The organism is Microbulbifer sp. ABM4_008, assembly GCF_056311705.1.
Window position 1 is genome coordinate 675,881 of the sequence record NZ_CM149970.1, and the last position, 13,095, is coordinate 688,975.

Consider the following 13,095-nt stretch of genomic DNA (forward strand, 5'->3'; position numbering starts at 1 on the left):
GGTATGCGTGCAATTTATTTTTTTGGCATTTTGTGCCTCGCATATGGTGCTGTTTTTTTTCTTTGGCAACTATTGTGCTTTATTGCTGATTTTCTCTACTCGATGTAGACGTATATTTTTTTAATTTCTAACGAGATAAACTTAAATTGATGTAAAAGAACAACTGTTTTCAGGTAACTTAATGATGTCACCTGTATGGTTCCGTATTGTTGGGTCGCCTTAACGGCCCTGCGTCTATATCAGCTTTCCCTGTGTTTCCAATATTAGGGCCTGATCCCAATGGCAAAGCTGTCGTCATACTCCTGTACAAATTGTGAACTTTTGGGCGAATGTGCTGTCCGCAGCTGTTAGGATAGAGGCCAATTAGGCTGATAGTGAGGGGGAAGAAATGAGTCAACTAATGCAAAGTTTACCACTTTGGCTTTGGGGCATCCTGGGATTGATTGTTTTGTTCCTGGCCCGTGAGCCTGTGCATCGCGCCGTATATGCAATAGCGCGTCTGGGCCATCGGGCGTTGCGCTTTATGGCGAGTAATATTGATTCCGCAGAACAAAGACTGGTAGAGCGCAATCGAGAAGTACTTTTTGCCGAAGGCAGGGACACGGCAGAGCGCCAGATTGAAAGAGAATTTGAACGTATTGAGCAAACCGTACAGCGGGATTTGGCACTGTATCCAACCTTGCATCGAAAGCTCTGCGAACAACTCAGTAGTTTGGATGAAGACTATGTACGCAGCGCTGAAATAGCACCGGAACCGTCAAACTGGGCCAGGGCTATTCGGGCTGTTTCGGAAATTCCCGGTAAAGAGGACCCTGTGGTAGCTGATGTTCTCGATACTATCAATCAGTCTATGCGCAAGGCCGAGTCCAAAGCTCTGGAGTCCTATCGTGAGTCCACCCGGGAGAGGCATCAATTACTAAAACGTATGCTGCCCAGTTGGCGTGCAATGCTTTCGACATTGGGACGTATTAACAAAAATGTAGAATCGGTTATTCGGCGGACCAAAGCGCTGGATGGCCATATGGAGCGCTACGAAGAGATTTTGCAGGAAACGGATAAAAGCCTTCACTTGCTGTCTTCATCCTCTTTCAGCCGCTTCCTGACAGCTTCTCTGGTATTAGCGGTTGCTTTAGCTGGCGCTATGGTGAATTTCCAGTTACTGGCACAGCCTATGGCGGCAGTACTGGGCCCTGAAGCTTCACTTGGCAGTTATAGTCTCGCCAGTATTTCAGCCGCAGTGGTTATCTTTTTGCAGATCACAGTCGGATTTTTGATTATGGAATGCTTGCAGGTTACTCGAATGTTTCCTGCGGTAGCTTCCCTCGGTGAGAGTACGCGCAGGTTATTGCTGGGAGTGGCTTTGGCACTCTTATTGGTTTTGGCTGTAGTCGGTGGAAACCTGGCTTTCTCACGTGAGTTGATTCTGCAACAGCAGTTATTAGGTTCTGAGCAGCTTTGGCCAATTCCTCTGGCACAGATGGGACTTGGGTTTGTGCTTCCCTTAATTCTGGCCTTTCTGGCAATTCCTTTGGAGCAGTTTATCCGTTCAGCGCGAACGGTAATTGGTATTGGTGTGGGCTTATCCCTGCGGGGAATGACCATAATACTTCGGTTTTTGGCGATGGCTTCACTGCACTTAGGTGTTTTGGCTAATCGTTTTTACGACATCGTTATTTTTGTTCCCCTCTGGTTACAGGCTTTATATGTGCGTCAGAAACAGGGAATTGGCAGTGAAGCTAAAGAACCGGTGGGGAAAGAAGAGCCCAAAAAGAATACCGTGCTTGCTGACACTGATTCTGTTGCCAAATTAGCGGAAGAGGCGTAATCGAATCTAACACTATCCAGCTTGAAAACTGACAAAATAATAAGTGTGGTGAAGCATGTTTTGGTTGTCGTTCTTTTTAATTGCCCTAGTCGTTCTATTTCTTTATGCCCGGTCTGCACCGGGCAAACCTTGTCCCCTGTGGTTTCCTCAGGGGGAGGGGCCGATGGTGATCGCACATGGTAATGACTGCGGCAATGGTCTCTACCCAGGAAACACGGCGATTTACCTTGAAAAAATGGTGCAACTGGGCGTGGATGCTATTGAAGTGGATCTGTGGCTCACTGCTGATGGCCATTTAGTGTTGATTCACGACAGGGAGCTGGAAATGTTCTCTGATGGTGCGGGGTTAATAGAGGATAAAACCTTAGAGCAGCTGCGCCAGTTAAATGTTGCCTATCTCTGGACTCGGGATGGAGAGTATTACCCCTATAGAGAAAAGCCCCTGCGAGTGTTGACTCTGGAAGAGGCGCTGGCAATGGTGGGGGATATGCCAATGATACTGGAGATTAAAAGTCGCCAGTATCGCGCTGCAAAAGTGTTGAAGGATGTGCTGGCAAAGTGTGGAAAAGGTGAGCAGGTCGTTGTTTCCTCATTTCACCAAGGGGTGATTAATAAGTTTCGTCGACTCTGTCCGCAAGTGGCGACGGGCACGCCTACCGTAGAGGCGGTGATATTTTATATTGCACAGTTACTCCGAGCAGAGAAACTGCTGCGCCCACGCTATAGCGCGATGCAGCTACCGATGGAGCAAAAAGGTATTCCCGTAGTTACTGAAAGTATGGTGCGCGCCGCTAATAAGAAGAAAGTCCACTTGGCGGTATGGACCGTGAATGGCACGGAAAACTACCGGCGCTATATTGAGCTGGGCGTACACGGTATTGTGACTGACCGACCGGATCTGCTGTTAGAGATGTTGGCGCAGCAGCGAGAAACTTTATTGAAGCAGGCAGCCTGACTCGATTGATATAAGGAATAAGTCAACTGATGGAGATCGTAGTTTTTCTATTTACGACAATTTGTATTATTGGCTTCATTTCAGGTCTTACTGCTGCCATTAGTATCTCTGTTTTGAGTAAGTATGCGGTTGGCGCGCCACGACTTCTTAAGTTGTCAGGGGTTTCGTTACTCTTTAAAAAGTACTATCCAAACCACAATAAACAGAGAAAAGTGACTCTCGCACTAGAGGTTATTTGCGTAGCTTGTATCTTGCTTGCGTTTTTGGTGCTAATTATCTGTATTCCAGAGATGAGAGATCTGCTTTTTAAATCCATTGGTAGCCACAGCACTTTATAGGAGTAGGCAAGAACGTCTAGCCTTTCGGTTTGATTGGAGGGCGGACCAAAATATTTGGCATACTAAAAGCAACAGGCGCATTTTATGTTGTCAGATCAACTTCTGATAATTTTCGGAAAGAAATAATAACAACTGGGAGTTTTTATGAAGAACGTAGTAGGTTCCGTCGCCCTGGCGGTTTCTGTATTGGCTGCATCTTTTACCTCTGCGCAGGATCGGTTTGCCAATGTGGAAATTAGTAGTGAAGCCGTGTCTGGCAATGTTTATATGCTCAAAGGGGCTGGGGGCAATATTGCGGTACTGGTGGGAGAGGACGGCACCTTTATGGTGGATGACCAGTACGCGCCTTTGACCGCAAAAATTCAACAGGCAGTAGCTGAGTTAGCCAAGCAACCTTTGCGCTTCGTCATTAATACCCACTGGCATGGAGATCATACCGGCGGTAACGAAAACCTGGGTAAAAGCGGCGCCCTGATTGTGGCTCACGAGAATGTGCGCAAACGGGTAAGTACCGAGCAGTTTATTGAGGCGTTTAAGCGGAAGGTTGAGCCGTCTCCTCCAGAAGCATTACCGGTGATTACCTTTACCGACGCCACTACCTTTTACTGGAATGGCGATAGGGTAAAGGTCCAACATGTGGGGCCCGCCCACACGGATGGTGACTCCATCGTGCATTTTGCCGAAGCCGATGTGATTCATATGGGGGATATTTATTTTAACGGTAACTATCCCTTTATCGATCTCTCTTCCGGCGGCTCGGTGGATGGCATGATCGCAGCTATGGACACGGCTTTGGCGATGGCGGGGGAAGATACCAAAATTATTCCCGGTCACGGTCCTCTCAGTAATCGGGCAGAACTGCAACAGCAGCGCAATATACTGGCAGGGCTTAGGGACAAAGTGAAAGCGATGGTGGATGAGGGTAAAACCCGGCAGGAAGTGATTTCTGCAAAACCGACTGCGGAATTTGATGCGCAGTATGGCCAGGGTTTTATGACACCGGATATTTGGACCGGGATTGTTTACGACTCCCTGACACAAGCTTAGGAAATAAAAAAAGGCGGCGCAGTGAAAGCCTGCGCCGCCTTTTTTGTTGGATTACCCGGTGATTTTAATCTGTAGTGGCATTTGGGGTCATGGGCCCGCCAAATTCAGGGCTATTTTCCACCGCCTCTTCATTGTGTTCTTCCCGCACTCGGAACCAAGCGGCATAGAGTGCTGGCAGGAACAGTAGGGTGAGTCCGGTTGCGACAATCAATCCGCCCATAATGGCGACCGCCATAGGGCCAAAGAAGTCACTGCGGGACAGTGGAATCATCGCCAATACCGCAGTCAGCGCTGTCAAAACAATCGGCCTGAAGCGTCTTACCGTCGACTCGACAATTGCATCCCAGGGGCTGAGGCCCTGGCTGATATCCTGCTGTATCTGGTCCACCAAAATCACCGAGTTACGCATAATCATTCCCGCCAGGGCGATGGTGCCCAGCATGGCGACAAAACCAAAGGGCTTGCCAAACAACAGCAGGAACAGGGTAACGCCGATCAGGCCCAGGGGAGCCGTGAGGAATACCATGGTGGATAGGGACATACTGCGCAATTGCAGCATTAGTAGGGTAAAGACCACCAGCACAAATAGCGGCATACCGGCATTGACCGATTTTTGCCCCCGCGCAGATTCTTCCACGGTACCACCCACTTCCAGCAAGTAGCCCGGCGGTAATTTATCGCGAATGGATTGAAGCTGAGGCCACACGGCATTGACGACGGTCGCCGGTAACTCTTCCCCATAAATATCAGCGCGCACGGTAACGGTGGGCAGGCGGTCCCGGTGCCAGATAATACCTTCCTCAAAACCGTATTCCAGGGTGGCAATCTGGTTCAACGGTACACTGCGGCCGCTGTCGGTTTGTACCGCGAGGTTACCCAACTGGCGCAGGGCATAGCGATCGTCTTCATTACCGCGCACACGCACGTCGATCAGCTCGTTATCCTCCCGGTATTGGCTCACAGTGATACCGGTCAAGGAGCTTTGCAGAGCCTGGGACAAGGTTGCACTGTTGACGCCCATGGCGCGAGCGCGGTCCTGGTCGATATTGAGGTTGATAGATTTACTGGGTTCTTCCCAATCCAGGTGCACGTTGGTCACTTGTGGATTGTCCCGCAGGCGCTCGGCCACTTCCCGGGCCAATCCGCGCACTTCGCGAATATGTTCGCCGGACAAGCGGAATTGCACCGGGTAACCCACGGGCGGGCCATTCTCGAGGCGGGACACACGGCTGCGCAGGGTGGGGAACTCCTCATTCATCGTATTGATCAACCAGCTGCGCACTTGCTCGCGTTCTTCGACACTGCGGGTCATCACAACAAACTGGGCGAAACTGGCAGCGGGCAGCTGCTGGTCCAAAGGCAGGTAGAAGCGCGGGGAGCCGGTGCCCACATAGGCCACGTAATTTTCTACCTGATCGTTTTGCGCCAGCAGGGTTTCCAACCTTTTGGCCTGGTGCTCGGTGGATTTCAGCGAGGCACCTTCGGCCAGCTTCAGGTCCACCATCAATTCGAGGCGTCCGGAAGAGGGGAAGAACTGTTGCGGAACCAGTTTGAACAGAGCGAGCGAGCCGACAAAAATTGCCAGGGTGGCCGCGATCACGGTTTTGCGATTGCGCAGGCACCAGGTAATAAAGCGGCGGAAGCGCTGGTAAAAGGGTTTCTGGTAGGGGTCTGCCACTTCACCGCCGTGGCCGTGTCGCGCCAGGTTTGGCAGCAGGTAGTGGCCCAGATAGGGTACAAAGACCACGGCGGCAATCCAGGAAACGATTAGCGACAGGGTGACCACCTGGAAAATAGATCGGGTGTATTCACCGGTGCCGGATTGGGCGGTGGCAATCGGTAAAAAACCGGCGGCGGTAATCAGTGTACCGGTGAGCATGGGAAAAGCGGTGCTGGTCCAGGCGAAGCCGGCGGCTTTTAGCCGGCTGAGCCCCTGCTCCATTTTTATCGCCATCATCTCCACCGCGATAATGGCATCGTCCACCATCAAGCCCAGGGCGAGTACCAGTGCCCCCAGCGAGATCTTGTGCAGTCCGATATTGAAGTAGTGCATCAGCGCGAAGGTCATCGCCAATACCAGTGGGATCGACAGCGCCACAATTAATCCCGGGCGGCTGCCGAGGGAGAAAAAACTCACCAGCAGTACGATACCCAGGGCTTCGGCCAGCACTTGCAGGAATTCGCCGACGCCGCGTTTTACTGCCGCCGGTTGGTCGGAGACCTTGCGCAGTTCCATACCTATGGGCAGATCTTCCTGTAGTCGGGCAAAGGTTTCGTCGAGGGCTTTACCCAACTTTAAAATATCTCCCCCTTCCTTCATGGACACGGCGAGGCCGATGGCATCCTCTCCCATAAAGCGCATGCGGGGCTGGGCCGGATCGCTAAAGCCGCGGTGGACCTGGGCGATATCTCCCAGGCGCTGGGTGCGGCCATCTGCGGTAATAGGAAACTGGCGTATTTCATTGACGGAGGTGAATTGTCCGCTCACACGGATGCGCACCCGGTCGCTGACGGTATCCACAAAGCCGCCATCGGTGACCTGGTTTTGCGCTTGCAGGGCGTTTTGAACCGCAGACAGTGGAATGCCCATGGAAGCTAATTTGGTATTGGATATCTCCACCCAAATTTTTTCGTCCTGCAATCCCAGTAACTCGACCTTGCCTACATCCTTAACTCGCTGAAGGGCCAGTTGCAGTCGCTCAGCGTAGTCCTTCATCAGTGCGTAATCGAAGCCACTGCCGGTGAGGGCATAAATATTGCCGAAGGTGGTGCCAAACTCGTCGTTAAAAAATGGGCCCTGGATATCCGGCGGCAGGGTGTGGCGAATATCCACCACCTTTTTGCGCACTTCATACCAGAGATCGGGAATGTCACGGGAGTGCATATCGTCCCGGGCAACAAACAATACCTGGGATTGCCCCGGACGCGAAAAAGAGGAGATACGCTGGTAATCGCCGGTCTCCAGTAATTTCTTTTCTACCCGTTCGGTAATCTGGCGGGACACATCTTCGGCACTGGCGCCGGGCCAGACGGTGTTGATCACCATCACCTTAAAGGTAAAGGGTGGATCTTCACTTTGCCCCAATTGGGTATAGGAAAAGGTTCCCAGCAGTCCCAGGACGATCATTGCGTAAAGCACCAGCGGGCGGTTTTTTAAGGCCCACTCGGAGAGGTTAAAACCCATGGCAGTTTCTCTGTTTCAAGGGCGGCTCTGCTTTTCGCGGCCGCACTTTGGAAATTGTTATCGAGGCTTTATTGGGAATTAATTTTCGCGGGCAGGCGTTATTGTTCCCGCGTCTTTAATTTATTCCTGATGGGCGAGAGACGGCCCCTGTTCGATGGGGCGGTTCATACGGTCCACAGGGCGCACCACCATACCTTCCTGCAACAAATGGGTACCTGCGGCCACGACCCAGTCATTGCGTTCCAACCCGGAAAATACCGAGACAAATTCCTCACCGTAGGGGCCCAGGCTGACCGGGGTTTTATGCAGCGTTTTTGTCTCTGGATTTAATACCCATACAAATGCGGCGCCATCGTCGGCACTGACTGCTGACATCGGAACTTGCAGTACATCAGTTGTTTCCGCCCTGGGGACAAATGCCCGTGCACTCTGGCCGATTTCTACACCGCTCACTTTATTTTCGAAAGCGACCCTGGCTTCAAAGGTGCGGGATATGGGATCGGCTGCCGGCGATAGTTCGCGGATGCGCGCGGGGAAAGATTGGCCCGGTTGGGACCACAGCTCGACAGTTAGCGGTTGGCCCACTTTAAAGCGGCTGATGGACTGCTCCGGCAGGTCGATACGCACTTCTCGCTCGCCATCGGCTGCCAGCTCAAAAATGCCTTGACCTGCGGCAACGACCTGCCCAGCCTCGGCCATGCGGCGGGCAATCACGCCACTTTCCGGCGCCTTAAGTACGGCGTAGGCAGCCTGGTTGCGAGCAACATCCAGCTGTGCTTTGGCCTGCTGTAGTCGCGCTTCACTGGCTTCGAATTGGGTTTCTACGGTATCGAATTGGGAGAGGCTCACCAGCTGCTTTTCCAATAGCTTGCGGTGGCGCGAGAGTTCACTGCTAGCCAGGCGTTGGTCTGCCTCGGCGGAAGTATGGCTGGCGCGGGCTGAATCCAGTTGTAGTAGCAGGTCTTCAGTGTCCAGTTCCGCCAGGGGCTGGCCCTGTTCCACACGGTCGCCGACATTTACCAGGCGCCGCTGGATTTTCCCGCCGATACGGAAGGCCAGTGCCGGCTCGAAGCGGGCTCTTACTTCACCGGGATACACATCGGTTTGGGCGCTGGCCAGGGTGGGGCGGACCATAACAGCGGGGCGCGGTTTGGCTTCTTGTTCCTGGGATTCAGAGGGGGCACAAGCGCTCAGCAAAAGGCTGAGTGAGAGCGCAGCGAGGATTAGCATTCGGTACATATTGGCTTCCTTCCCCGGCGCTGGCGCGTCGAGGCAGATCCGTGACTGGGTCAAGCATGGCCGGGCGGCCATCAATGTTATACTGGCGAGTATAGTATATTTAATGAACTAACGAGTCTAGTATATGGAGAGCTATGTCTGAGCAGACCCAGACGGCCGCCCAGCGCGGTCGCCCCAAGGATCCGGTGAAACGCCAAGCCATTCTGGATGCCGCCCGGGACCTGTTTTTATCCCACGGTTTTGCCGCTACCAGCGTGGATGCGGTGGCCTCGGCCGCGGGAGTATCCAAACTTACGGTCTACAGCCACTTCTCCGATAAGGAGACGCTCTTTAGCGCCGCTATTGCCTCTCGCTGCGAAATGATGATGCCCCTGCCCATCTTTGCTTTAGAAGAGGGGGAATCGGTAGAGCAGGTCCTGGAGCGTATTGGCGACGCTTTTATGGGGATGGTGGAGAGCGAGGATAGCGTGCGTCTGTTACGTCTTTTGTGTGCCCTGGCATCCCAGGAGTCGGAAATGGCCCAGCTATTTTTTGATGCAGGTCCCCAGCGGATTTTGGGGGAGATAGAGCAGCTATTGCGCAGAGCCAATCAGTTACAGATGTTGAAGGTGGATAATCCCGCCGTAGCGGCGGAAGATTTTATCGGTTTGTTGCTGGGTTGCCACCATATGCAGGTCTTGATCGGCTGCCGACAAATGTCGACACAGGAAGAGCGTCGTGAGCGCGTACAAAAGGCGGTGAGAACCTTTATGTGTGCCCACCACTAGTGCTGGGATTATTGCCTGTATTCTTGGGCTGCTCCGCCATCGCGGGGCATAGGACAATATCACTGGCGACCTGGAGCCACTCAGGTTTGTTGCGGCTGTAAACATAGCGCTCGGGATAAATAAATTCCGGTGCATCAAAGGCGCCGCCGCCAAAGCCCCGATATTCGGGTAGGAATTCCAGTGTCCAGGTGAGCGTGCTGCCGCAATCGGGGCAGAACTGGCTCTTTATCCAGCGACTGGCATCGGAGTAAAGAGTGTAGGTTTGCAAATGGCCCTGAAGAAAGGCTATTTGTTTCTTTTTGAAGTAGACCGATAAGCCGATGGGACTACCGCTGCGCTTTCTACACCACTGACAAGAGCACAGGCTGACCCGGCTAGGGGAGCCGAGGGCGCGAAAGCGCAGTTGCCCGCAAACGCAGCCCCCTTCGTGATATTCCTCCACCATGCTAAGTCCACCGCTGTACCGCCTTTACTAAGGTTGGCACAGCGGCGTGGGGGAGGAATCAGGTTTTGATGCGGTATCCGGTGCGGAAAATCCACCAGACGGTGGTGAGACACAGCACCAGAAAGAGCAAAGTCATGCCGATACTCAGCCCCAGGTTAACATCGGCTACGCCGTAAAAAGCCCAGCGGAAGCCGCTGATCAAATAAACTACTGGGTTGAACAAGGTAATTTTTTGCCACATTTCTGGCAGCATACTGATCGAATAAAATGCACCGCCGAGAAAAGTGAGCGGCGTAATAATCATCAGCGGAATAACTTGCAGCTTCTGAAAGTCATCGGCCCAAACTCCGATAATAAATCCGAACAGGCTAAAAGTGACGGCAGTCAGCGCGAGGAATGTCAGCATCCACCAGGGGTGTACAATTTCGTAATCCACAAAAAAGCGAGCGGTCAGTAATATCAACAGCCCCAATAAAATGGACTTTGTCGCTGCGGCACCCACATATCCGGTGACGATTTCGAAGGAGGATATGGGAGCGGACAGTACTTCATAAATGGTGCCGGAAAACTTAGGGAAAAATATTCCGAAAGAGGCGTTGGATATACTCTCGCTGAGCAGTGCCAGCATAACCAATCCTGGAATAATAAAGGCCCCGTAACTGACCCCGTCGATATCCCCCATACGCGATCCAATCGCCGCACCAAAGACAATAAAATAGAGAGATGTGGAGAGCACCGGTGAGGCGATGCTCTGCATCAGGGTGCGCCAGGTGCGGGCCATCTCAAACTTATAGATGGCGCCAATTCCATACCAATTCATGCCTGTGCCTCCTTACTGAGCTGCTCTTCCGGTTCAAGGCGGGCACCGTGAACCAAGTTGACGAAAATTTCCTCCAGGGAGCTTTCCCGGGTGTGTAAATCGCGGAATTCAATATCGGCGGCATTTAAACGGCGCAGAAATTCCGCAAGACCAGTGTCTTCGCTTTTGATATCAAAGCGATAAACCAGCTGGCTGCCATCGCTGCTGAGACTGAGTGGTAGGTCAGCAAGACTCTCTGGAATTTGTTGCAGTGGTGTGGGCAATTGCAGGCTGAGTTCTTTCTCCCCCATTTTCTTCATCAGTGCATTTTTCTCCTCAACCAGAACCAGTTGGCCGTGATTGATAACACCGACACGATCGGCCATTTCCTCGGCCTCTTCGATATAGTGGGTGGTGAGGATAACGGTTACCCCCGACTCTTTCAGTTCGCGCACCATTTGCCACATATCCTGGCGCAGCTCCACATCGACTCCGGCGGTGGGTTCGTCGAGGAAGAGTACATTGGGTTCGTGGGATAGCGCTTTGGCGATCATCAGGCGGCGCTTCATTCCTCCTGAAAGCGTAATAATTTTGTTATCTTTTTTCTCCCATAGGGATAGCTGCCGTAGAATTTTCTCCAGATAGGCGGGATTGGGAGCCTTGCCGAATAGACCGCGGCTGAATTTCACTGCCGCCCAAACGGTTTCAAAGGCATCGGTGGATATCTCCTGGGGCACCAGACCAATCTCATTGCGGGCATTGCGATAGTCCCGCTGAATATTGTAACCATTGACAGTGACCTCACCGCAGCTCGGATTTACGATGCCGCAGATAATGCTGATCATGGTTGTCTTGCCCGCACCATTGGGGCCGAGCAAGGCAAAGAGTTCTCCCCGCTGAATTTCCAGGTCGATATTCTTCAGGGCGGTAAACCCCTCGGCATAGGTTTTTCCCAAGCCTTTGATGGAAATAATCGATTCCACTTTTTCTCCTTGCCAAAATTACCGTACGGCTTTGGCTGTGTGTTGTCAGGTGGATTTATCGGGCAGAAAGGAGGAATACCTTTCCTGTCGGATCAGTTTCCCGATCCCAGCCCGGAAGTATATGCCAATGAGAATTCTTTTTTAATTTTAATGATGTATATCAAAGCCGCGCTGGAGGCGGTGAACATCAAAATTAAAGCCATGGATGAGAATGCACTGGAATATCCCATTTTATCTATCCAGGGCTGGCTGATGAAAGGCGAAATAAATTGCCCAAGAAAAATTCCAGTCGTCAGAAATCCCGCAGTTTTCCCTCTTTTTGACTCCGGAGCAGACTCGAGAGCCGTAGAAAAGATATGTGGTATCAGGGTACCCATTCCAAGTCCGTAGAGGGCAATAAAAGCAACTATTTCCGTCAGATTTTGAGCACCGGCGAGCAGCCCAAAGCTGGCGGCCATAATAGTAAAGCTTGCGATAAAAACGCCGAGCACTCCCAGTTGATTCCGGGCTCGCCGGTAAATCAGTAATGAGGCGATGGCTCCCATAATATTACTGGAGGCGATAGCCATAGCAATAAGGCTGGGTGAGGAGATTTCTATCTCGCGCAAGTAAAACGGGATCTGAGTTGGAATCAGGGTAAAAGCCAGGCTATTTAAAGTTGCCGCCGCCAGTAGTGCATAAAATGCAAGCGGGTTAGCCTGCTTTTCTTTTTTTGGGGCTCTGTGCTTGAAAGGCCTTATTCGCACGGGCTCCCAAAGGAAAATTTTAACTGCTGGAACTAGTAGTAAGGCCAACAAGTAAATTGCGAAGGGGGCGCGCCAATGTAAGCTGGCCAGTAGTCCGCCCAGGGTTAGAAATACGACCCCACCGATACTGATAAAAGTACTCTGCTGGCTCAAATAAGTTAGGCGTTGCTCCCGGCTGAAATAATCCCCCACCAGGGCTGTTACCGAGGTCATTGTTCCGGCCACGGCAACTCCCAATAGTAGGCGGCTAGTCAGGATACCTACGAGATTATCCTGAAATAGGGCTAGTAGACCGGATAGTCCATAGAGTACCAGGGCTGCTTTCAATAATTGCAGGCGGCCATGGCGATCAGCTATCCAGCCTGCTAATGGAGCGCAGAGGGCGATGCTCAAAGCGGGTAGGGTCACTACCAGTCGGCTCCACAAATCACTATTGGGTGTCCCTGAGAAATACTGCTGCAGTGCAGGTAGTGACGGGGCTACAGTGGCCCCCGACATGATAGTGAGTGCTGCCAGGCACAGTAATGTGATACGGCTCTGAGACGGTATCCCGCTGGTCGTGTGCTTCATGATTATTAGTCGCTGCTTCTAGGTCCCAGAGTTTCTCTTCGCGGTATCTCCAGACTCGCGTATTTCATTAGCAAATTTGGGGTTCAGGCTTGCAGCTGCCACTAGTAGTAAGAACAGGTTTGGGGTGGCTTGACCGGCTGGTTGCGCAACGCCGTTTGCTTGGTGCTTTTCCATCACTTTTCTCCCTCGCTTGCATT

At 52.1% G+C, this 13,095-nt stretch carries 12 protein-coding genes; 5 read left to right on the forward strand and 7 right to left on the reverse strand.

What is annotated here, in order from left to right:
* The first annotated feature begins 388 nt into the window (after window positions 1-388).
* The 4 genes from ACYX4J_RS02930 to ACYX4J_RS02945 all read left to right on the forward strand — a co-directional run bounded on the left by ACYX4J_RS02930 (window position 389) and on the right by ACYX4J_RS02945 (window position 4,165).
* Window positions 389-1,825 carry a hypothetical protein gene (locus tag ACYX4J_RS02930; protein WP_476177862.1) on the forward strand — a complete coding sequence of 479 codons (1,437 nt, stop codon included), beginning with the start codon at window positions 389-391 and terminating at the stop codon, window positions 1,823-1,825.
* A 163-nt stretch (window positions 1,826-1,988) separates the two neighbouring features.
* The gene (locus tag ACYX4J_RS02935; protein WP_476177863.1) at window positions 1,989-2,780 is read left to right on the forward strand and encodes a glycerophosphodiester phosphodiesterase family protein; all 792 of its coding nucleotides are present in this window, start codon (window positions 1,989-1,991) and stop codon (window positions 2,778-2,780) included.
* Between the two features lie 29 nt (window positions 2,781-2,809).
* Window positions 2,810-3,118, forward strand: coding sequence for a hypothetical protein (locus ACYX4J_RS02940; RefSeq protein ID WP_476177864.1), 309 nt, complete (start codon window positions 2,810-2,812; stop codon window positions 3,116-3,118).
* 144 nt (window positions 3,119-3,262) lie between these two features.
* A complete protein-coding gene (locus ACYX4J_RS02945; RefSeq protein ID WP_476177865.1) occupies window positions 3,263-4,165 on the forward strand; it encodes an MBL fold metallo-hydrolase in 903 nt (300 codons plus the stop codon).
* A 64-nt stretch (window positions 4,166-4,229) separates the two neighbouring features.
* On the opposite strand, the gene ACYX4J_RS02950 is transcribed toward ACYX4J_RS02945, so the two are convergent.
* Window positions 4,230-7,349, reverse strand: a complete 3,120-nt coding sequence (locus ACYX4J_RS02950) for an efflux RND transporter permease subunit (RefSeq protein WP_476177866.1) — start codon at window positions 7,347-7,349, stop codon at window positions 4,230-4,232.
* 120 nt (window positions 7,350-7,469) lie between these two features.
* Complete coding sequence (locus tag ACYX4J_RS02955; RefSeq protein ID WP_476177867.1) at window positions 7,470-8,588, reverse strand: efflux RND transporter periplasmic adaptor subunit; 1,119 nt, start codon at window positions 8,586-8,588, stop codon at window positions 7,470-7,472.
* Between the two features lie 134 nt (window positions 8,589-8,722).
* Between ACYX4J_RS02955 and ACYX4J_RS02960 the strand changes: the two genes are divergently transcribed.
* On the forward strand, window positions 8,723-9,355 hold the full coding sequence (locus tag ACYX4J_RS02960) for a TetR/AcrR family transcriptional regulator (RefSeq protein WP_413663250.1): 633 nt from the start codon (window positions 8,723-8,725) through the stop codon (window positions 9,353-9,355).
* Here the strand turns inward: ACYX4J_RS02960 and ACYX4J_RS02965 are convergent.
* From ACYX4J_RS02965 to ACYX4J_RS02985, 5 genes are all read right to left on the reverse strand, one after another.
* Window positions 9,336-9,800: a GFA family protein gene (locus ACYX4J_RS02965; RefSeq protein ID WP_476177868.1), complete on the reverse strand. Its 465-nt coding sequence runs from the start codon at window positions 9,798-9,800 to the stop codon at window positions 9,336-9,338. The genes ACYX4J_RS02960 and ACYX4J_RS02965 overlap by 20 nt on opposite strands.
* 58 nt (window positions 9,801-9,858) lie before the next feature.
* Window positions 9,859-10,620, reverse strand: coding sequence for an ABC transporter permease (locus tag ACYX4J_RS02970; protein ID WP_413663248.1), 762 nt, complete (start codon window positions 10,618-10,620; stop codon window positions 9,859-9,861).
* The gene (locus ACYX4J_RS02975; protein WP_476177869.1) at window positions 10,617-11,582 is read right to left on the reverse strand and encodes an ABC transporter ATP-binding protein; all 966 of its coding nucleotides are present in this window, start codon (window positions 11,580-11,582) and stop codon (window positions 10,617-10,619) included. The genes ACYX4J_RS02970 and ACYX4J_RS02975 overlap by 4 nt, the downstream gene beginning before the upstream one ends.
* Before the next feature lie 92 nt (window positions 11,583-11,674).
* Window positions 11,675-12,898: an MFS transporter gene (locus tag ACYX4J_RS02980; RefSeq protein ID WP_476177870.1), complete on the reverse strand. Its 1,224-nt coding sequence runs from the start codon at window positions 12,896-12,898 to the stop codon at window positions 11,675-11,677.
* Window positions 12,899-12,916: 18 nt separating this feature from the next.
* The gene (locus ACYX4J_RS02985; RefSeq protein WP_476177871.1) at window positions 12,917-13,072 is read right to left on the reverse strand and encodes a hypothetical protein; all 156 of its coding nucleotides are present in this window, start codon (window positions 13,070-13,072) and stop codon (window positions 12,917-12,919) included.
* Between the last annotated feature and the right edge of the window lie 23 nt (window positions 13,073-13,095).

Bases quoted from the DNA above. Each gene is read 5' to 3' on its own strand.
- ACYX4J_RS02940 (WP_476177864.1), top strand. From the start codon at position 2,810: ATGGAGATCGTAGTTTTTCTATTTACGACAATTTGTATTATTGGCTTC.
- ACYX4J_RS02960 (WP_413663250.1), top strand. From the start codon at position 8,723: ATGTCTGAGCAGACCCAGACGGCCGCCCAGCGCGGTCGCCCCAAGGAT.
- ACYX4J_RS02950 (WP_476177866.1), bottom strand. From the start codon at position 7,349: ATGGGTTTTAACCTCTCCGAGTGGGCCTTAAAAAACCGCCCGCTGGTG.
- ACYX4J_RS02965 (WP_476177868.1), bottom strand. From the start codon at position 9,800: ATGGTGGAGGAATATCACGAAGGGGGCTGCGTTTGCGGGCAACTGCGC.
- ACYX4J_RS02935 (WP_476177863.1), top strand. From the start codon at position 1,989: ATGGTGATCGCACATGGTAATGACTGCGGCAATGGTCTCTACCCAGGA.
- ACYX4J_RS02985 (WP_476177871.1), bottom strand. From the start codon at position 13,072: ATGGAAAAGCACCAAGCAAACGGCGTTGCGCAACCAGCCGGTCAAGCC.
- ACYX4J_RS02980 (WP_476177870.1), bottom strand. From the start codon at position 12,898: ATGAAGCACACGACCAGCGGGATACCGTCTCAGAGCCGTATCACATTA.
- ACYX4J_RS02945 (WP_476177865.1), top strand. From the start codon at position 3,263: ATGAAGAACGTAGTAGGTTCCGTCGCCCTGGCGGTTTCTGTATTGGCT.
- ACYX4J_RS02930 (WP_476177862.1), top strand. From the start codon at position 389: ATGAGTCAACTAATGCAAAGTTTACCACTTTGGCTTTGGGGCATCCTG.
- ACYX4J_RS02970 (WP_413663248.1), bottom strand. From the start codon at position 10,620: ATGAATTGGTATGGAATTGGCGCCATCTATAAGTTTGAGATGGCCCGC.
- ACYX4J_RS02955 (WP_476177867.1), bottom strand. From the start codon at position 8,588: ATGTACCGAATGCTAATCCTCGCTGCGCTCTCACTCAGCCTTTTGCTG.